Origin of the sequence: Companilactobacillus allii (genome assembly GCF_001971585.1) — a bacterium.
Taxonomy (GTDB): Bacteria; Bacillota; Bacilli; order Lactobacillales; family Lactobacillaceae; genus Companilactobacillus; species Companilactobacillus allii.
In genome coordinates this window covers 1,181,210-1,200,345 of record NZ_CP019323.1, presented here as the reverse complement: position 1 = coordinate 1,200,345, position 19,136 = coordinate 1,181,210, and the positions used below count along the sequence as shown (strand labels likewise).

16 protein-coding genes and 2 tRNA genes are annotated in these 19,136 nt (G+C 35.8%); 2 read left to right on the top strand and 16 right to left on the bottom strand.

All coding sequences use genetic code 11. The features are described 5' to 3' along the window. Nucleotides 1-38: 38 nt before the first annotated feature. A complete protein-coding gene (locus BTM29_RS05835) occupies nt 39-1,103 on the bottom strand; it encodes a glycosyltransferase family 4 protein (RefSeq protein WP_076614613.1) in 1,065 nt (354 codons plus the stop codon). A 58-nt stretch (nt 1,104-1,161) separates the two neighbouring features. Between BTM29_RS05835 and BTM29_RS05830 the strand changes: the two genes are divergently transcribed. Beyond that, nucleotides 1,162-1,893: a WecB/TagA/CpsF family glycosyltransferase gene (locus BTM29_RS05830; protein ID WP_076614612.1), complete on the top strand. Its 732-nt coding sequence runs from the start codon at nt 1,162-1,164 to the stop codon at nt 1,891-1,893. Between the two features lie 18 nt (nt 1,894-1,911). On the opposite strand, the gene BTM29_RS05825 is transcribed toward BTM29_RS05830, so the two are convergent. The 9 genes from BTM29_RS05825 to BTM29_RS05785 all read right to left on the bottom strand — a co-directional run bounded on the left by BTM29_RS05825 (nt 1,912) and on the right by BTM29_RS05785 (nt 14,004). After that, nucleotides 1,912-3,306 carry an O-antigen ligase family protein gene (locus BTM29_RS05825; protein WP_076614611.1) on the bottom strand — a complete coding sequence of 465 codons (1,395 nt, stop codon included), beginning with the start codon at nt 3,304-3,306 and terminating at the stop codon, nt 1,912-1,914. 78 nt (nt 3,307-3,384) lie between these two features. Next, nucleotides 3,385-4,086 (bottom strand): GntR family transcriptional regulator, encoded by a 702-nt coding sequence (locus BTM29_RS05820; protein WP_076614610.1) that lies wholly within the window; start codon nt 4,084-4,086, stop codon nt 3,385-3,387. A gap of 108 nt (nt 4,087-4,194) precedes the next feature. Further along, a tRNA-Gln gene (locus BTM29_RS05815) sits at nt 4,195-4,266 on the bottom strand. 5 nt (nt 4,267-4,271) lie between these two features. Further along, nucleotides 4,272-4,354, bottom strand: a tRNA-Tyr gene (locus BTM29_RS05810). A gap of 246 nt (nt 4,355-4,600) precedes the next feature. Beyond that, nucleotides 4,601-6,076, bottom strand: coding sequence for a peptide MFS transporter (locus BTM29_RS05805; protein WP_076614609.1), 1,476 nt, complete (start codon nt 6,074-6,076; stop codon nt 4,601-4,603). Nucleotides 6,077-6,346: 270 nt separating this feature from the next. Further along, nucleotides 6,347-7,852, bottom strand: coding sequence for a glycerol kinase GlpK (gene glpK / locus BTM29_RS05800; protein ID WP_076614608.1), 1,506 nt, complete (start codon nt 7,850-7,852; stop codon nt 6,347-6,349). A 34-nt stretch (nt 7,853-7,886) separates the two neighbouring features. Further along, complete coding sequence (gene glpK / locus BTM29_RS05795; protein ID WP_076614607.1) at nt 7,887-9,395, bottom strand: glycerol kinase GlpK; 1,509 nt, start codon at nt 9,393-9,395, stop codon at nt 7,887-7,889. Nucleotides 9,396-9,492: 97 nt separating this feature from the next. Next, nucleotides 9,493-12,048: a YfhO family protein gene (locus BTM29_RS05790; protein ID WP_225972234.1), complete on the bottom strand. Its 2,556-nt coding sequence runs from the start codon at nt 12,046-12,048 to the stop codon at nt 9,493-9,495. Nucleotides 12,049-12,666: 618 nt separating this feature from the next. Beyond that, complete coding sequence (locus BTM29_RS05785; RefSeq protein ID WP_076614606.1) at nt 12,667-14,004, bottom strand: FAD-dependent oxidoreductase; 1,338 nt, start codon at nt 14,002-14,004, stop codon at nt 12,667-12,669. Nucleotides 14,005-14,763: 759 nt separating this feature from the next. Between BTM29_RS05785 and BTM29_RS05780 the strand changes: the two genes are divergently transcribed. Next, the gene (locus BTM29_RS05780; protein ID WP_076614605.1) at nt 14,764-15,759 is read left to right on the top strand and encodes an aldo/keto reductase; all 996 of its coding nucleotides are present in this window, start codon (nt 14,764-14,766) and stop codon (nt 15,757-15,759) included. Between the two features lie 232 nt (nt 15,760-15,991). On the opposite strand, the gene BTM29_RS05775 is transcribed toward BTM29_RS05780, so the two are convergent. The 6 genes from BTM29_RS05775 to BTM29_RS05745 form a co-directional block, all read right to left on the bottom strand. After that, the gene (locus BTM29_RS05775; protein WP_083685937.1) at nt 15,992-16,519 is read right to left on the bottom strand and encodes a DUF2335 domain-containing protein; all 528 of its coding nucleotides are present in this window, start codon (nt 16,517-16,519) and stop codon (nt 15,992-15,994) included. Next, nucleotides 16,491-16,745 carry a hypothetical protein gene (locus tag BTM29_RS05770; protein WP_076614604.1) on the bottom strand — a complete coding sequence of 85 codons (255 nt, stop codon included), beginning with the start codon at nt 16,743-16,745 and terminating at the stop codon, nt 16,491-16,493. Before BTM29_RS05770 ends, BTM29_RS05775 begins: the two co-directional genes overlap by 29 nt. Before the next feature lie 247 nt (nt 16,746-16,992). Then, nucleotides 16,993-17,979 (bottom strand): SLAP domain-containing protein, encoded by a 987-nt coding sequence (locus tag BTM29_RS05765; protein WP_076614603.1) that lies wholly within the window; start codon nt 17,977-17,979, stop codon nt 16,993-16,995. Further along, on the bottom strand, nt 17,980-18,270 hold the full coding sequence (locus BTM29_RS05760) for a hypothetical protein (protein WP_076614602.1): 291 nt from the start codon (nt 18,268-18,270) through the stop codon (nt 17,980-17,982). It abuts the gene before it with no gap. After that, nucleotides 18,270-18,584, bottom strand: coding sequence for a hypothetical protein (locus BTM29_RS05755; protein ID WP_076614601.1), 315 nt, complete (start codon nt 18,582-18,584; stop codon nt 18,270-18,272). Before BTM29_RS05755 ends, BTM29_RS05760 begins: the two co-directional genes overlap by 1 nt. A gap of 417 nt (nt 18,585-19,001) precedes the next feature. Further along, complete coding sequence (locus BTM29_RS05745) at nt 19,002-19,133, bottom strand: XkdX family protein (RefSeq protein WP_083685936.1); 132 nt, start codon at nt 19,131-19,133, stop codon at nt 19,002-19,004. Between the last annotated feature and the right edge of the window lie 3 nt (nt 19,134-19,136).

Below are 19,136 nucleotides of genomic sequence, written 5' to 3'. Positions count from 1 at the left end.
ATGGTATAAAATTTACAGTTTTTATTTTAACACGAAAACTAAATTTGCTTGTATCCTTGGTCTACCAATTCGGCTAATTTCTCAATCGAATAGTTCTCACGACTCTCTTGATACAGCGCCAATCCTAATTGATTCAATGTGTCGTTTTTCCAATTTGTATATGCATCATACAATGCATCTATAAGTTGTTCTTCATTCTCAGAATCGATCAACCAGCCAGTTTCATTGTTGATGATCTTATTAGTAGCACCAACATTTGTAGCAATAACTGGACGACCATAATAGGCTGACTCTAGATAAACAGTTGGTAAACTCTCAGATCTAGAAGTCAAAACTGAAATATCACAGTCTTCATAATAATCGCCAGTGTGTTCTTTGAAACCGACAAAATCCACTTTGTCGTCAATTCCTAAGTCCTTAGACATTTTCTGTAATTCAGACATCCTTGGACCATCACCAACCAAAGTAAGCCTGTAATTGAACTTCACCTTACTCAGAGCATTTAACAACAATTCATGATTCTTAACTTCAACCAAACGTGCGACTTCCAAAATGGAAAATGTCAGATGTTTGATTGGTAGTGGATTAGAATGAGAAAAATCAATAGCATTAAATACTTCAAATAACTTATTGTCTGGGATCTTCAACTTTTCAAAGTATAGCTTCAAATCTGGATTCATGTAGAATAAAAAGTCAGCTTTTTTCAAAGCGTGAAGATTCAAGTTAAGCATGACCTTACCTTTCAAGCCTGAAAAATCGATTCTTGGATCTGAGTGAACCGTAATAGCCCACTTAGCGTTGATTTTTTTGTGGATCATCGAAACAATATAATTGGCACGAGGACCGTGGGTGTGAACAATGTCGATTTGGTTGTTATTAATATATGTAACTAGCGGTTTTAGTATTGATAAATCAAAACGTTGCTTCTGTGGCATTACAGCCACCTTCAAGCCATTTTCACGTGCCATCTTGGCAACAGGCCCATCTTCGAAAGTAAGCAAGCTAGACTCTGTATGGGTCACTTGTTGACCTTTCATTAAATTAACAATATAAGTTCTAGCTCCGCCGTCTTCATTACCAGCATTAATATGTAAAACCCTCATAGCGCACCTCTCAAAATAATCTTTTCTCGTGTATAATAATACAGTAAAGGAGAACGGTATGCACAAGAATAGAATAAATATTTTGGGTACAGAGTTTGACAACTTCACTGAAAAACAATTTCAAAAGTACTTAAGTGATGACATGGATGCCAGATCTAACAAATTCATCGTTACCGCTAATCCAGAAATGGTCCTTTCAGCTCAAAAAAATCCCAAATTTTCAAAAGTGATCAATAGTGCTGATTATGTTATTCCAGATGGCATCGGAATAATTAAGGGCGCAAAAACATTAGGAACACCTATGCATGAGCGTATCACTGGATTTGATACTTTGATGTATTTAATTAAAACAGCTAATCGTAAGCAACTGAAAGTTTATTTACTCGGCGCAAAAGAAGAAGTCATAAAGGCTAGTGCCAAACGTATCGAAAGAGAATATCCACAAATAGACTTGGTAGGATATCACGATGGATATTTCAAAGATAATCAAATTGTCATTGATGAAATCGTTCAAAAGAAACCAAATGTTATCTTGGTTGCTCTTGGATATCCTAAACAAGAATTCTTTATCGATGAGTATCGCAAGAATATCGATGCCATCTGGATCGGTGTTGGTGGAAGCTTTGACGTTTTCTCTGGAACGAAGAAACGTGCACCTGGTATCTTTCAAAAACTAAATTTGGAATGGTTATATCGATTGATCAAAGAACCAACAAGAATCGGACGTATGTTAGCAATTCCCAAGTACATGAGATTAATAAAGAAAGAAAAAAAGAACGCGGAAAATTAATTTTCCACGTTCTTTTTATTATTTCTCGACTCCGATAGTATCCGGATCCTCATTTGTTCTAAAGAACACCCTAGCATTGAACATTGCATAAGCAAGTATTGTTACAAAATAAATACTTACTGATGGAGCTTCAATAACGTGTCCGGTTAGTAGTGCCATACCAAATCCTAACGCTACACTAGCCACCAATAATGACCATTTGAACGACCACATATACTTGAATTTTCTAAAGAATAATCCAATGAGATAAACCAAACAGTAAACAAGTGGTGCCATATAGACAATCGTTCCTAAGAAACCAAACTGGAAGAAAATATCAATGTAATCCATCTCAACTAACTTAGCATCTTTGACCTTCTTAAAGTTAGTAGCATATCCCATACCAAATATCTTCTGTGCAGGAGTTGCCTTTTGGAAGTTGTGTGCAGCAGTTTCAAAGTAAACCGTTCTACCACTCAACAGATAAGATACCGTCTTATTAGTCTTGACGTATTTCTCTTGATCTTTGGTTATACCCTTTTTGGTCTTAGCTTGTTTCTTCTTATACTTTATCATTTCAGTGTGTAATTCAGCAGTTCTAGATACAGCCATTGCTGGATAAGCGACAAATATACCACCTAAGGTAATCACTAATAATCCACACAATCCTGCCAACAGCTTCTTATTTGAACCACGTCTAAAGAATTGAACAACTGTTGCCAAGATTCCCATACAAATACCACAGATGATGGCTATTAAAGAACCCTTAGTACCAATCAGCAAGGCTGAATAAACAGCTAAGATGATCGTTATCCAATAATATACACGTGTAAGAGTGTCGATTTTTTCGAGTGCATACCAAATCATAATAGGAATGGTAATGGACACAATCGCACTTAACTCATTAGCGGCATAGAACCAGCCACTTTCACCTAGTTTGTAATATGAATATGAACTAAACGCAGTATTAGTAAAGTGAGCTACTATCATAATAATAGTAATCAAATTAACAGCATAAAAAATCACCTTTGGAAAATACTTGTTGATTACCCTATCTTCAGCCAATTCCTCAAACGTAAAGAAATAGCCTAATAACATGATTGGGTAATATAAGCTTTTAGCTAATGTTGTTATCTCAAGTGAAGCCACAAATAAAGTCTTTGTTCTATAGTTAATATACAGATTTATTACGGACATCAATGCCAAGAGCACAAAGTATCCAATAATCATGAATCCTCTTTTATTATCAAGATTCAATATCAAATAAATCAATAGATAAAATACGGTGACCGCCATGACGATCATACGAATGAACACTCCAAAAGTAACATCCATATTCAAACGCATCATTAATCCTGTGATTGAATCTAATATTGGTTGAAATACAATATATAGCATCAAAAAGATACTGTATTTTTTTACAAAACTTTGCATAAATGACTCCTAGCTAAATATTTTGAAACAAGTTGTTTCAATATTACTCTAAATTACGTATTAAAAGAATAACTGACTTTATCTTTCTAGATAAAACTCAAATCTGTCGCCTGCATATTGTGAACGAACATATTCAAACGGACGACCATCATCTAGCGTTGTTACTTGGCGTAAACGAAGGATAGCAGATCCACGTTTAACACTCAACAAAGTTGCAATCTTTTCAGAGGCAAGCATTGCTGAAACTGTTTGAGTAGCACTGCCAAGTCTTAATTCTGCTTTGTTTTCAAGTGCTTTATACAATGAAGATGTTATGTCTTCTTTATTTAGGTTGCTAACAATAGACAAGGGAATTGTTGTGACTTCAAAACAGATTGGTTGATCATCAGCATAACGAATTCTTTCCATTCGTAAGACTTGATCACCATCAGCCAATTTTAACTTTTCCATCTCACTCATTGAAGGGTCTGCTGTATGATAGGAAACTGTCTTACTAGATGGTTTCTTACCCTGTCCTTCAGTGATTTCAGTAAAACTAGTTGTTCCAAACATTTTCTCTTGAACTTTACTGCTAGAAACATAAGTACCTGAACCAACTTGTCGTTGTAAGATACCTTCATCTACTAGCGTTTGGATTGCTTGTCTAAGAGTCATTCGGCTCACATCAAAATCCTCAGCTAATTTACGTTCAGAAGGAATTCTTTCACCGACTGCCCACTTACCTGATTCGATTTCTTTTTTTATTCTATTATGTATTTGAATGTAAACTGGAACTCTCATTTTGAATTTCTCCTTTGAGCAGTTGATCGCACTATTAGTTATGATTATACAGTAGTTTTGCCAAATAATAAAAAAAAGGACTGATATTTTATCAGTCCTTTAACCATATTGGGTTAGCTGGATTCGAACCAGCGCATGATGGAGTCAAAGTCCATTGCCTTACCGCTTGGCTATAACCCAATTAATGGAGGGGAGTGGATTCGAACCACCGAACCCGAAGGAGCGGATTTACAGTCCGCCGCGTTTAGCCAGACTTCGCTACCCCTCCATGTCTTTACTCGACTTAATAATATTACCGAAAATATTTATACATTTCAAGTATTTTTAAAATAATTTTTTTACAAATAAAAAAAGTTGTGATGAAACCTTGTTTTCACTCAAGTTTGCATTGAAAACGTGTGAAAATGCACAATTTCTTCCGCTTAACAAAAATAATTCCGATATTCACTTTCGTGAATACCGAAACTATTTACGTTAATGCTCGGAAATTACCCGTGCATTTTAACACTCTGATTTAATTAACACCCTTCATAAGTGGTTTGATCTTAGGAACTAAGATAGCCAAAAGAACACCTACAACAAGAGTAACGATACCAGTAACACCAAAGAACATCATTTCGTTACTTGGGTTACCAGGTTCGAATAATTTAACAAGTTGAGCATTAGCTGCTTGTCCGGCTGAATCAGCTAAGAACCACATACTCATCATTTGTGACGAGAATGCCTTAGGAGCTAATTTAGTAGTAGCTGACAAACCAACTGGAGAAATCAACATTTCACCAATTTCAATAATACCCCAACTTAGAACTAACCATAGCGGATTAACTTTCCCTGCTGGACTTAAGCCAACTAGAGGAATCATAAGTACAAAGTATGAAACAGCTGTGGCTACAAGACCCATCCAGAACTTAGAAGGTGAAGATGGTTGTCTCTTACCTAACTTAAGCCATAACCATGCAAATATTGGTGAATAAATGATGATGAAAAATGGGTTAAGCATCTGGAATTGTGGTGCTGAAATACTGAAGTTTGCAAAGTGTAGTTGTGTTTGTTCTGCGGCAAATAATGCCAAAACAACTGAACCTTGTTCTTCAATTGCCCAAAAAATTGCAGCAGCAATAAATAATGGGATATAAGCAACAACACGTGAGCGTTCGATCTTTGTTACCTTTTTACTTGTCAGCATCATTACAAAGTAACCAACTGGCAAGGCAATACCAAGAACACTCAAGATAATAATAAAGTTATCAACAGTTAATGCACTAGCGAATGCCATGATAGCAACAATAATAATAATTGCAACTACTCCATATGTCACACGTCTATAAAATTGTTTTAATTCTGGTCCAGAAATTGGATCTGGAGCTTTCAAACTTGTATCTGGAAGGTTCTTACCATCCCACCAGTAAACAATAAGTCCGATAAACATACCAATGGCGGCCAATGAGAATCCAGCGTGGAAACTAAAACTATGCCACATTACACTAACAGCTTGTGGTGCAATAAGTGAACCCAAGTTGATACCCATGACATAAATACTAAATCCAGAATCACGACGAGGATCATCATCTGTATATAATCCACCGACCATTTCAGAAACATTTGGTTTCAATAAACCAGTACCAATAGTGATCAATCCAATTGAAAGGAATAATCCAGATTCCCCTAATGGGAATGATAATGCGATATGACCAAGCATGATCAATACCCCACCCCAGAAGACAGTCCTTCTGGCACCTAAGATTCTATCACTGATATATCCACCAATAACACTGGACATATAAACAAGTGATCCGTATATAGACATAACTGATGCGGCCGTGACTTGGTTCATACCAAGTCCACCCTTATCTATTGCATAGTACATATAGAAAAGTAAGATGGCTCGCATACCATAATAACTGAATCTTTCCCAGAATTCAGTTAAGAATAAAGTTCGCAGACCTATAGGTTGTCCGAAGAAACCTCGGTCCTTCTTCTTATCATCCATTAAAAATTCTCTCCTCACATTACACAACGATAGACTTATATTAAGCTCTTATAGATAATCTGTCAAAACTTTTTTAATATTTAAATCAGAAATGTTGTTATATCAACAAAAAAAATAAGAGTCTTTTAATATAAGCTCTTATTTATGTAATTATTCAATTTTCTGAAAAAAGCAGTTCAATTACCAATAAACGTGTGAATAAAGTCAAGTTTACTTGAATTTGAAGCATAATATAGGACTGACTTTTGTCAGTAAAAGTACCATCTATCTCTATCTATGATGTTTGAAGGCCATAGTGGCATTCACGGCTTCTTTCCAACCATCATATAAGTTATCTCTAGTTTTCTCATCCATATCAGGTTCATAAACTGTGCCAGTTTTGTAATTCTTTTTAATGTCTTCGATATCTTTCCAATATCCATTACCTAGACCGGCTAAGAATGCGGCACCAAGAGACGTCGTCTCTAATTCAGATGACACTTGTAGCGGAATTCCTAATAGATCAGATTGGAATTTCATCAGATAATCGTTCTTAGTGGCGGCCCCATCGACCTTCAAGACCTCGATCGGTATACCAGAATCCGAATTCATCGTGTCGATAATATCTTTAGTTTGGTAGGCAATGGCTTGTAAAGTGGCCTTAATGAAATCATCGTTTGTTGTACCACGAGTAATTCCAAACACAGTACCATGAGCTGCGTCATCCCAATAAGGTGCACCTAATCCAGAAAATGCCGGAACAACATATACTTCATCTTGACTAGTGGATTTCTTCGCAAAGGCATCAGTATCAGGAGTATTCTTGATCATTCTCATTCCATCACGAAGCCATTGAAGTGCACCACCGGCCACAAAGATACTACCTTCTAGAGCGTATTTTATTTCTCCATTAATTCCATAAGCAATAGTAGTAAGAAGATTATTATCTGAAAGAGCCGGTTTATTTCCAGTGTTCATAACAGCGAAAGCACCAGTTCCATAAGTATTCTTAACCATCCCCGGCTCAAAGGCCATCTGTCCAAACAACGAAGCTTGTTGAGAACCGATCATCCCAGTGATTGGAACTTCTGAACCATAGAAGTGATAATTCTTAGTAGTTCCAAATAATTCTGAATTAGAACGGACTTCAGGAAGCATCTTTTCAGGAATATTGAACAATTTTAACAAGCTAGTATCCCATTTCAAGTCATTAATATTAAATAACATCGTACGACTCGCATTAGAATAGTCCGTTAAAAAGCTCTGTCCATCAGTTAATTGCCACAACAACCAAGTATTGATAGTCCCAAATAATAATTCACCATTTTCGGCACGTTCTTGCGCACCATCCACATGGTCTAGAATCCAACGAATCTTCGTTGCAGAGAAATATGGACTAACGATCAAGCCGGTCTTTTGATGAATCTCATCTTCATAACCATCCTTGATCAATTCATTGGCAAGCTTTGAAGTCTGACGACTTTGCCAAACAATTGCGTTGTGAATTGGCAATCCTGTCTTCTTGTCCCAAATTACACTAGTTTCACGTTGACTGGCGATACCGATCGAATTGATCTGGTCAGGTTTAATACCTGATTCGATCAGCGCCGTTGCAATAGTAGTTTGAACCGCATTCCAGATCTCAGTCGCATCATGTTCGACCCAACCAGGATTTGGCATGATCTGTCTAATTGGATGTCTAGCCGCAACTATTTTCTTACCAGTATGATCAAAGATAATTGCCCTTGTTGTTGTTGTACCCTCATCTATTGCTAACACATATTGTTCTTTATCCATTTTTATCCTCACATTTAGCCAGTATTATTAACTTCTATTTAATAGCTTTATGCTTGAACTGTCTAGTAGCACTGACAGCTTGTTGCCAACCCTCGTACAGATAATCAGCACGATCTTTGTCCATAGATGGTTTGAATATAGCACCTGTAGCATAGTCTTTTTTGATTTCATCTAAGTCTTTCCAATAACCAACTGCTAATCCAGCTAAGAATGCAGCCCCTAGTGCGGTTGTTTCCAAGTCTTTAGCGCGTTGGACTGGCGTTTGAATTATATCAGCTTGAAATTGCATTAAGTATTTGTTGTTGGCGGCTCCACCATCGACTTTCAATGTTGGGATATCGATCCCGGTATCCTTTTTCATCGTCTCTATAACGTCTCTTGATTGATAAGCTAGAGACTGTAAAGTAGCCTTGATAAAGTCCTCTCTAGTAGTACCTCTAGTCAAACCGAATACAGCTCCACGAGCATCTGAATCCCAATATGGTGCACCTAACCCTGTAAAGGCAGGAACGACATATACTTCATCATTATCTGTTGAACTCTTAGCAGCTTCTTCTGATTCTGGTGCTGAATCAACTAATTTCATAGCATCACGTAACCATTGAATAGCTGATCCGGCTACGAAAATACTACCTTCGAGTGCATAATAAACCTTGCCATTGATTCCATAACCAATAGTTGTTAATAAATTATTATCTGATAATTGTGGTGTTTCACCTGTATTCATAACAACGAAAGCACCAGTTCCGTATGTATTCTTGACCATTCCTGGTTCAAAAGCCATTTGACCAAATAAGGCTGCTTGTTGATCACCTGCCATACCTGATATAGGAACCTCTGATCCATAAAAATGATAATCCTTTGTTTTTCCATAAACTTCTGAATTAGGACGAACTGTTGGCAACATTGCTTCTGGAATATTCAATATTTTTAAAATATCCTTATCCCACTTCAAGTCGTGGATGTTGAACAACATAGTACGACTAGCATTTGAATAGTCAGTCACATGTGTTGCCCCACCAGATAACTTCCATAATAACCAGCTATCGATCGTTCCAAATAACAATTCTCCACGTTCAGCACGTTCTTGAGCCCCTTTTACATGGTCAAGGATCCAACGGATCTTAGTAGCTGAGAAGTATGAATCAATCAACAATCCAGTTTTTTCATGGATCAAATCATCATATCCATCTTTTTTTAACTTATTAGCAATATCGGTTGTTTGACGACTTTGCCAAACGATTGCATTATAAATTGGCAATCCAGTTTCCTTGTCCCAGATCACAGTTGTCTCACGTTGATTAGTAATACCGATACCTGCTATTTGGTTTGGTTTAACACCGGATTCAATAAAGACATTGGCGATAGTTGATTGGACAGCATTCCAAATCTCGTTGGCATCGTGTTCTACCCAACCTGGTTCTGGAAAGTGCTGTGTGAACTCACGTTGTGCATCAGCAACCTTGCTTCCTTGTTTATCAAAAATGATTGCTCGTGTACTAGTTGTTCCTTCATCAATTGCCATAATGTACTCATTTAACATTTCTGCACCTCATCTCTTTAATGTAAGCGTTTCATACTGAAATTCTATAATAAATAACCAATTATTGAAAACTATACGCCTTATTTATAATAATTAGTTATTTCACTTGACTTTTGTTCTTATTCTTATATTTATCATAACCAAAATATAAGGCAAAAGTGATCATTGAAGTAATTGAAATAATCCATCCCAACTTCAATCCAGGAACTTGGTATTTCAACTCTATCTTATGATATCCCTTACTAAGATCAATCGCCATCAAATCACTGACAACCTTGTGTATTTCGACTTTTCTTCCATTATCATATGCGCTCCAACCGTTATCATATGGCACACTCAATAATAACGGTGAAGCATCCTTAACTTTAATAGTTCCTTTGATCGTATCATGATTCAAATCAGACGATATTTTCATTGAATTGGCTCTAAACTTATCAACAGTAGGTTCAAATACTTTTGAATCCAAGGTCCTAAAGTAGCTAGGATTGATTTCAAGTGGATTGCTAGTCAGTATTTCAACTTTGACTGATTCATTTTTCTTAAAATCACCCAAGTCCATAACGGCAGACTTTTGAACTTTGATTTGAGGAGTGCTGATACGCTTACCATTCACGTATATTTTTGAGCTATAGTAATTGAATGGAGAAACGTAGAAGTATAACGGTCCTCTTGCTTCAGTTTTCAGCTGATAAATGTACTTTGTTCTCTTTTTGACATCTTCTTGCGACATATTCTGGATCGAAGCATTCTTCAAATATTCAGTATTATTTCCATTCAAATCCTGCCATAATCGATTCTGATTATCTAAGGCACGATTTGGTATCATCTGAAAATCGTAGACATCTTTGTTAACAAGAAAGCCCAAAGTTGGTGCATCGTAATTCTCGTTGACCTTGTATAGCTTATTCAACTGACTTACATCAAAATAAACACCATAAAGTGCATTGGTCAGTGCTGTCCCACCAAAATAACTCACACGTCTAACATTTAAGCTAAAATAGCCTAAGTTATTCATCATCATCATCGTATCCTGATTGAGTGTCGAACTATAAAGACTCAATCCATTGATATTAAACAATATTGGATCATTATAATTATTGTATTGTTCTGGAAAAGCCTTATTCAATCCAGATTTAGAGACAACTATTCTGTGTCCCGGATGACTACTGTGCTTTACGTCCTCTAAAATATCATTTTCACGTGAATACTGATGACTGTATACTCGTTGATCACCCAAATAAGCAGTCCCCAACACCGAATTAAAATTGGAGAATCCTTCAAATGAAACCATCAATAAAATCAAAATTCCAAAGTAATGATTCTTCTGGAACAGATAGATCAAAAATCCCGATATGACAATACATATCAAACTCAGCCAGAAATAATAGCTATTGTATTCGTTATCAGGTCTTTCATAACCCATTCTCTCAATAAAACGTGGAATCAACCATTCAGTAGCGTATCCAATACTAATTAGTCCTCCGGCAGTACAAGTAGCTTTAATAATTGTTGAAGTATCTTTAAACACACCAGCCGAGAAGGCTTTTCTTGCTATAAATATGCAAGCAAATGAAAAGATAAAGCTATTTCGAAACGGGAATCCGGCTGGATTTTGAAACATATGCCATATTGTGTTGAAGGTCGTAATAAACATACTGGCTAATAAAATCCCTATTAAGAATAACGAATGATTCTTGTCGATTTTTTCGACACGGTCACTAAAGAAATAACTCAACAACAAAATCAGAATTGTCGATGTCATAAAAACTGATGGTCCATGTTGTAATCTCTGGGTAAAGGTATTGCCACCTATGCCAAGTTGAGTAAATGCCTCAAATCCAAAACTGGCTGATGGTAAATAATTGAAGCCATCAAACGAAGTCTTCGCCGTTTTCAACATCCCAGCAAAAGTTGGTACGAGTACGACTGCTGAACTAAGCCCAGCCAATATTGAGGTGATAAGATAATTCCTAATTATCACGAAACGATTACTTTGCTTCATTAAATTGTTCTCTAATGCCAAGTAAATAAAGAAACAAACTGAGAAGATACATAACATATATCCTAAGTAATAATTAAATATAATAGATAATAATATCGAAAAATAATATAAAACATACTTATGCTGTTGAATAACTCGCATAACTCCAACGGCAACAATCGGCAACATAATTAAAGCATCTAGCCACATGAGATCATAAAAATACGAAGCAACAAATCCACAAAAGCCGTAAGCCACGGTGAATATGTAGTTGGACGGATTCGACTGTTTGAAATATTGTTTGAAGAAATACGCCATTGTCACACCCATGGTCGATATCTTCAACATGATTATGACATCAGCTGCGATCGGTACACTTTGGGCTTTGAAAAAGACCAGTAACAAATTAAACGGCGATAATAAATAATAACTGATTATAGGAAAGAAATTATCTCCTAAGGATTGGCTGAATAAATACAAATGAAAATTACCACTGACCAATTGACGTCTTAACTCTGTCAAAAACGCAATGTATTGTGTCCCCAAGTCACTGGTCAAAAAGTTATAATTTCCAAATGGAACTAACCCATTGATCCAAAAGATAACTGATATTATGGCCAAATTTATACCAAAAGCACCTATATAATATAAGATACGATTTTTTTTAATCATCAAGTAAACTCCCGTAAAACGCTACTCTTCATTCTAATAATTAATACCATATAATCAAGCCGATTACACCAAAAAAGGCTTGCTGACGCAAGCCTTTGATCTTTTTATTAGACATAATCGATACCTCTTTATTTTTATTTTGATTGTTTTTGTTATTTTACTTTTAAGTTTTAGTTGAATAGTTTCTTTGCGTTATAGTTCTTAACCGCTCTGCCACATACAGTTGCGAGGACTGAAACTCCGGCAATGGCTAAAAATGGATGTCTCTTCATATGATTCACCTCTTTGATTTGGCCTTTTCGTTTTTGACCATATACATATAGTACTTTGATAATATGAAGTAATTCCGCGTAAATATGGAATAATTTGTGAATTTGGTTTCAGTTGTATTTGTTTCTGCCTAAACTTGCCGAAACGCGATACAAAACACAATTTCTTCTCTTCTTATTTTTTTCTGGTCAAAAGAATTTGTGCTTTTCTTTTTTATCCTCAAACTTGCTGAAACGCGATACAAAACACAATTTCTTCCGCTTAACGTAATATAGGGCGTCATTCACATTCGTGAATGGCACCCTATATTATGTTAATGCTCGGAAATTAACCGTGTTTTGTATCGCTCTAGTTTGCTTTCTCAACTGCTGCAATTGCCAAAGCACTTACATAGTTAACTGGTTTATCAAAGTTTGGTTGGAAGAAGAAGTCTACCATTGATAACTCATCAATTGTGACTTTCTTTTGAATGGCTAATGACAACAAATTAGCTGATTGAGATACATCATACATACTTGTCAAAGCTCCTCCGACTATTACTCTTGTCTCTGGATCCCATACTAAGTTCATCAATACTGGTGTAGTTGACAACATGAATTCAGGACGATAGTTGTCTTCAAGTGATACTGTTTCAACTTTTTTACCTAGAGCTTTTGCATGTCCAGCTGTTAAACCACTTGCGGCATATGTTCTGCCAAACAATTCAACGGCAGATGATGATTGTGTACCAATATATTCTGCTGTATCTTTTTCGATATTAGCTCCAACTAAGATACCTTGTCTAACTGCATTGGTTGCCAATGGAATATATTGATTATCATTTGTTGGATTATAAAATACTGATGCAGCATCTCCGGCTGAGAATACATCTGGTTTGCTTGTGTGCATATACTTATCAACGATCAACGCACCATTTGGTAGTGTTTCGAACTCGTCTTTGTACATATCTGTGTTAGGACGGAATCCAACGCTCATAACTGCAACATCAGCCTTGTATTCGTTCTTATCTGTTTTAACAATAACGCCATCTTCTACTTCTTCGAACGCTTGAACTTTCTCGCCAAGTCCAAGTGTTACGCCATTATCGATATAATCTTTTTCGGCTACTTTAGACATATTCTTATCAAAATTCTTTGCCAAAACATCTGGAAGTGCATCGATCAATGTCGTCTTCTTGCCAAGAGTAGCATAACCTTCAGCTAATTCAGCACCAATATAGCCGGCACCGATAACGATTGCACTATTAATATTCTTAGCATTCTCTTTCAACTCTGTAGCATTTGTCCAGTTCTTGCATAATTGAACTCTACTGGAATTGATTCCGGGAATATTTGGTACGATCGGTGAGGAACCTGTAGTAAGGACTAATTTATCATAATCTTGTTCGAAATCTTCATTATTCTCAAGATTCTTAACGTGTAGTTTTTTATTATCAAAGTCAATACTAGTTACATCATGCAACATATGCATTTTTGCACCTAGTTTTGCTAAATCATCGGGACTTGAGTAGAACATTTTATTTGGATCTGAAACACGATCACTTACCCAAAGGGCAATACCACATGATAGAAATGATAAGTTATCATTTCTTTCAAAAACTGAGACTTCCCAATCTGGATGTGCCTTCAAAATATTCATTGCTGAAAATGTACCTGCATGTGTACAACCAATAATACTAACCTTCATAGTATCTACCATCCTTTTTTGTGATAACTAAAACTATTGCTGTTGACAAAGTGTCTAGCACTGTAAGCGCTTAACTAAACTTACTAAAAAAATATGCCTCAATAATCAAAGCACCCGAAATGTTGCAACAGTAATGTTTTGCTTCCCCTCACTAACCAAATACCAATTTTTGACCGCAATCTGAGAAGTACTTATATTATCATACAAAACCATCGATTTGTGATATTAAAAACAAATAAAAATTTTTGTCTAAAATGGATAGAACTGTTTAAACATATGTTGTATACTCTTAGTTGTGAAAGAGATATAGATATGGTTGCCAATGCAATTCCTTCCTTTTATTAAATAAATGGATTAGTTGCGATATACATCCTCATATCGTTACAACTTCCATTTTTGACTCATGTAAATGAAAATTGCCCCCCTCAATCAATTTTCCATTTATTAAGTTAAAGTTTCGTCAGTTCCCATTTTCACGTTTCGATGATCACTGATTGAATGCTTTCAATTAATTAATAAAATCCCTCTCTATTTTTGACAAATTTGGAAACCTCACAACCCATATCTATTCTCTAACACTACTGGTAACCCGTTACACAGTGTGTGTAGCAAAAAATTAAGCCCGTCCCCCCAAGAGACAGGCTTATTTTTTTTGGACTTTTTTTATTATACAAATTAGATAGCGCTTACCATCTTGCTTGAGTAACCATCCGTGTTGCCTTATTATTAAAGGATATGAGTAATTAGGAGGTCATTACAATGTATTCTGCATCAGATAATCGTTATACAAATAATTTTATTAGACACGCTGGTAATACCGGCTTGATGTTACCACCGATTTCTCTAGGATTATGGCGCCATTTTGGTAGTGCCGATCCATTAAGTGATAGACGTGATGTGATCTTACACGCCTTTGACAAAGGAATCTTTCACTTTGACGTTGCTAATCATTATGGTGATGGACAAACTGGCTTTGGTACTTCTGAAGAACTTCTTGGTCAAATCCTAAAGGACGACTTGAAATCATATCGTGATGAACTAGTTATTTCTACTAAGGTCGGCTATGAAATACATGACGGACCCTACGGTATTGGAACTTCTCGTAAGTCAATCATCCAAGGTATCAACGACTCGCTTCAAAGATTGAACCTAGATTACGTTGATGTTTATTACGCACATCGTTATGATGATGCTACACCGATCGAAGAGACCGTCACAGCCTTAAATGACGTAGTCAAATCAGGTAAAGCCCTGTACGTTGGTGTATCTAACTACGAAGTACCCGAACTAAAAAAGGCAATTGCGATGTTCAAAAAGCTCAATACTCCATTTGTTCTTGATCAAATGAGTATGAACTTATTGAATAATCACGTTGAAACTAGTGGCCTATCGCAATTACTTAAGGACAATGGTGCCGGAGTAATTGCTTACGGACCATTGTGTGAAGGACTATTGTCTGAGCGCTATCTCAAAGGTATCCCTGATAGCTTCAATATTCATCATACTAATAAGAGCCTCTTGGATAACGGAAGTGACGCCTTAGTTGCTAAATTGAATAAACTCAATGAATTGGCCAAGAACCGTGACCAAACACTAAGTCAGATGTCACTTGCTTGGTTATTACGAGATCCTGTTGTTGCCAGCGTTATTATTGGTACTACTAACAATGACCACCTAGATGAGAATCTTCAAGCTTTGAATAATCTTGAATTCTCTTCAAATGAAGTTGAAGAAATCAACATGTTGATTAAATAAGGTGGTAAAAAAATAAACCCTCCAGCTTGGACGTAATATCCAAACTAGAGGGTTTATTTATTCTTCTACATTCTAAAGTGCCATCTGCAGGATTTACAAATGCTGTTATATCAACGTTCATAGTGTTATTGTGCTAAATTAGTGCAAAGTGTTTCTGTTCTATTTAATTTTAAAAATTATTTACGGTATTTTGACTAAAAATAATAGTGATATTTGTTATTGGTAGAGATTATTAATTCTCAGAATCTTTACCATCATTATCTTCTTCTTCAGAAGATTCAGAATTATTATTTGAAGCAAAGACAGATACCAAGGTTACTAAAGTTCCTCCAGAAAATATACTTCCTACAACGGTATGACCGAGATATAGTAGATAGAATCCAAATACGATGCCAAGAGTTCCAATAAGAAAGCCCATCCAATCGCGTCTGCGATTTCGTACTGTATTTTGTTTTAAATACTCGCTTTCCATAGATCTTCTATGAACTGACTCTTGCACTCCGTTGTCTATTATCTCCTGTGCTGCACCATTATACATATCATCATATTTTTTTAAAATATCAGGATGTGGTATGGGACCACTATACATCTCAAGTTTTGAAATAACTTGTTCTCTCTGCTTCGGCGCAAGTTTTTCAAAATTATCAACCGTGGCTTTTATTTCACTATTGACTGTACTTTCATCAGCATTATCAGTGACAGTAGCGTCATCCGTCTCGGTACTATTTTCTTTATGCTCCATTGAATTTTGATTTTTCATATTGTTTCAAAGACTTGAAAAGATCCTTCCCAATAGCATCAAAGTCAGATTTTATTGCATTTTTTTCTTTTTGTTTGCTATTAGAATAAGAAGAATTAATGACAATATGGCTTTTAAGACTACTATTATCAGATTTCGTAATTCGTAACGTATCAAAAGCTATACTTGATACTTGCTTGTTTACATTAAAAATAATATTGTTTAATCCTTTGAATAATTTAGTCATAATCGTCACCTCCTTCTATGAATTATACATTATTCAACAACTTGTTTAAAGTTTCAATTATTTCTACTTCTTTTATAAATTTAATGACCTCCAATTTTTATTTATCCATTTTGCTAGTGAAATACGTTGTATATAACATCATTTACACTTTGTAAAGATTATTTACAATTAATATATATTATTTACAGCCGATATTTATTAGAACACAAAAAAATAAGCCCCCAACCGAAACGGTTGAGAGCTCTTTTTATTTATTTCCGCCTCCAATTGTGTAGAAGGCATCAATGTATTCATCTGTAGCAACTTTAAAATAATATCGTCCTGCGATTTGATACAACTTATCCGTTGTCTTCCACTGAGTTAAATCTTGAAACTTACTTTCGCTGCCTATATTCTTTTCGCCTGTTGATGTAACCGAACTAATCCCACCAACACCGTTGATTGTCACGATTCCTGCTTGGTCGGTGTACTTTTTGGGAATGTATTCATCGTTAGCAATTTTGTACATTGGCAATCCGTTAATTTTCTTTAAACCGTTAGATAACCAAGAACTACCATTAACCAATTTTGAATTAGATCCAGGGATGATTTTACCTTCCAATGTCCAACCGGCTATACCACTTTTAGGTCCATTTTGAATAGTGATCGTGGTTCGATTAACTTTAGTATCTTGAACAACTTCATCAATCCCATTTTCAACGTCGTGTTTAAATTGCGATTTTGAAATACCCATCGAAGCAAAATATGCATAGGGGTCTTGGTGATCACCACCATAATTATTGGTAATCCACTGATGAGATTTAACGCCATTACCAGCTTCATCTAGTTTCAACGGAATTTCATACAAACCTGCATAATATCGAATTGCTTCTATATATAGGTGATATGCTTGTTTAAATTTAGCTCTATCATTTTGATAAACACGTGCGAATTCAATTTGTACTGGGGCGTATGGGTTTGCTGATAAAGCACCCCAACTTACATAACCTGGTGTCCCAATTTGGTAGATTTGAGCTTCATTAGAAGTATCCATGTATCCAACAAAATGTGTTGTATAGGCACTTGAATAATTGTTATGCATAAATGTTACTTCATTCGATAACATGTCAGCGTATTTAGTATCCTTGTCATTACCCGATTCATGCACAATGATATATTTTTTTTGAGCAACTCGTGCATCGCCTTGATCACCAGATAGCACATGGTTCATTTTAATTACGTTTGGATTAAACATTTATTTAAGTATCTCCTTCTTATCATTAATAACAGCTTTGACGCCAGTAAATAAACCCGACGTCCAACCACCAACTAAGAAACCGACGATTCCAGCTTTTCCAAGTTCTGAATCGTGCATAATTAATGCAACAATTATGCCGACAAAAGCACCTACAACCATTGATATGAATGGCATGTAGGTGCTTTTAAGTTTGGATTGCTTAGCTGCTTGAGTTAAACCGTAGCATATTAATGCAATCAGTATTAATTCTGTTGCATTGATTAAATTTAAATTTTGAATTATATCCATTAACTTTCCTCCCATAAATCAAACTTACTGTTTAATTCACCCATTTGCTTGTTTAAAGCATCAATTGTTTTACCTTGTTTTTCAATGATATTACTTTGATAATCAATTTTCAGCTGCAAGTCATTGACTTGATCCTTTAAATCATCTCTCTCCTGTGTTATCTGATCTAATCTTTCAAATAGTTCTTTCGTATGATCAGCATATACGCTCTCATTTGAGCCTTGATTTTTAAGCTTAGCTTGCCAAACATTAAAGAATCCGGTCATGACACCACCGCCAATCGCCGAGACTACAGCTACCACAATATCCGTCATCGATGATCACTCCAAGCTGATTCAAAAGTGATTCGTGTGGCCACAAATATGATTAATATCGTGTCTAAATGTGGTACGAATATTGGCGCGTAATAATCGTGAATCAAAAAAATTATCGAATAAAAGACCCAAACTAATGACAACAGAAATATGATTATTGATCGCATTTTTCCATCAAACGGGCTATTCGACATGATGCTTACAAATATTCCAATCAAAATTAAAACAATCGCAAAAAACGGTTTATTAACCGTATCGATTATTTCAGGAGCATGCGGTGGTCTGTCAACAAAGTTATCTGACATCGCAAAGCAAATGCCCAGTGCCAGAGTTTCAAGTCCTGTGAAAAACCATAAGCGATTCTGCCTTATGTATCTCAATTTAATCACCTCTTTAAATTAAAAAGGCTAGCTTACGCTAGTCGTCTGTGAAATCGTCACCTGTGATGGTTTTAAAATCTTCCTTTGAAATGACAGCTGGAATATATCCAGTAATATCTTCCTTCTTTAAAGTTCCCCATCCGAATTCCATTTTTAGTAAGTTGATCATAAT

Bases quoted from the DNA above. Each gene is read 5' to 3' on its own strand.
- BTM29_RS05835 (WP_076614613.1), bottom strand. From the start codon at position 1,103: ATGAGGGTTTTACATATTAATGCTGGTAATGAAGACGGCGGAGCTAGA.
- BTM29_RS05830 (WP_076614612.1), top strand. From the start codon at position 1,162: ATGCACAAGAATAGAATAAATATTTTGGGTACAGAGTTTGACAACTTC.
- BTM29_RS05825 (WP_076614611.1), bottom strand. From the start codon at position 3,306: ATGCAAAGTTTTGTAAAAAAATACAGTATCTTTTTGATGCTATATATT.
- BTM29_RS05820 (WP_076614610.1), bottom strand. From the start codon at position 4,086: ATGAGAGTTCCAGTTTACATTCAAATACATAATAGAATAAAAAAAGAA.
- BTM29_RS05805 (WP_076614609.1), bottom strand. From the start codon at position 6,076: ATGGATGATAAGAAGAAGGACCGAGGTTTCTTCGGACAACCTATAGGT.
- glpK (WP_076614608.1), bottom strand. From the start codon at position 7,852: ATGGATAAAGAACAATATGTGTTAGCAATAGATGAGGGTACAACAACA.
- glpK (WP_076614607.1), bottom strand. From the start codon at position 9,395: ATGTTAAATGAGTACATTATGGCAATTGATGAAGGAACAACTAGTACA.
- BTM29_RS05790 (WP_225972234.1), bottom strand. From the start codon at position 12,048: ATGATTAAAAAAAATCGTATCTTATATTATATAGGTGCTTTTGGTATA.
- BTM29_RS05785 (WP_076614606.1), bottom strand. From the start codon at position 14,004: ATGAAGGTTAGTATTATTGGTTGTACACATGCAGGTACATTTTCAGCA.
- BTM29_RS05780 (WP_076614605.1), top strand. From the start codon at position 14,764: ATGTATTCTGCATCAGATAATCGTTATACAAATAATTTTATTAGACAC.
- BTM29_RS05775 (WP_083685937.1), bottom strand. From the start codon at position 16,519: ATGAAAAATCAAAATTCAATGGAGCATAAAGAAAATAGTACCGAGACG.
- BTM29_RS05770 (WP_076614604.1), bottom strand. From the start codon at position 16,745: ATGACTAAATTATTCAAAGGATTAAACAATATTATTTTTAATGTAAAC.
- BTM29_RS05765 (WP_076614603.1), bottom strand. From the start codon at position 17,979: ATGTTTAATCCAAACGTAATTAAAATGAACCATGTGCTATCTGGTGAT.
- BTM29_RS05760 (WP_076614602.1), bottom strand. From the start codon at position 18,270: ATGGATATAATTCAAAATTTAAATTTAATCAATGCAACAGAATTAATA.
- BTM29_RS05755 (WP_076614601.1), bottom strand. From the start codon at position 18,584: ATGACGGATATTGTGGTAGCTGTAGTCTCGGCGATTGGCGGTGGTGTC.
- BTM29_RS05745 (WP_083685936.1), bottom strand. From the start codon at position 19,133: ATGATCAACTTACTAAAAATGGAATTCGGATGGGGAACTTTAAAGAAG.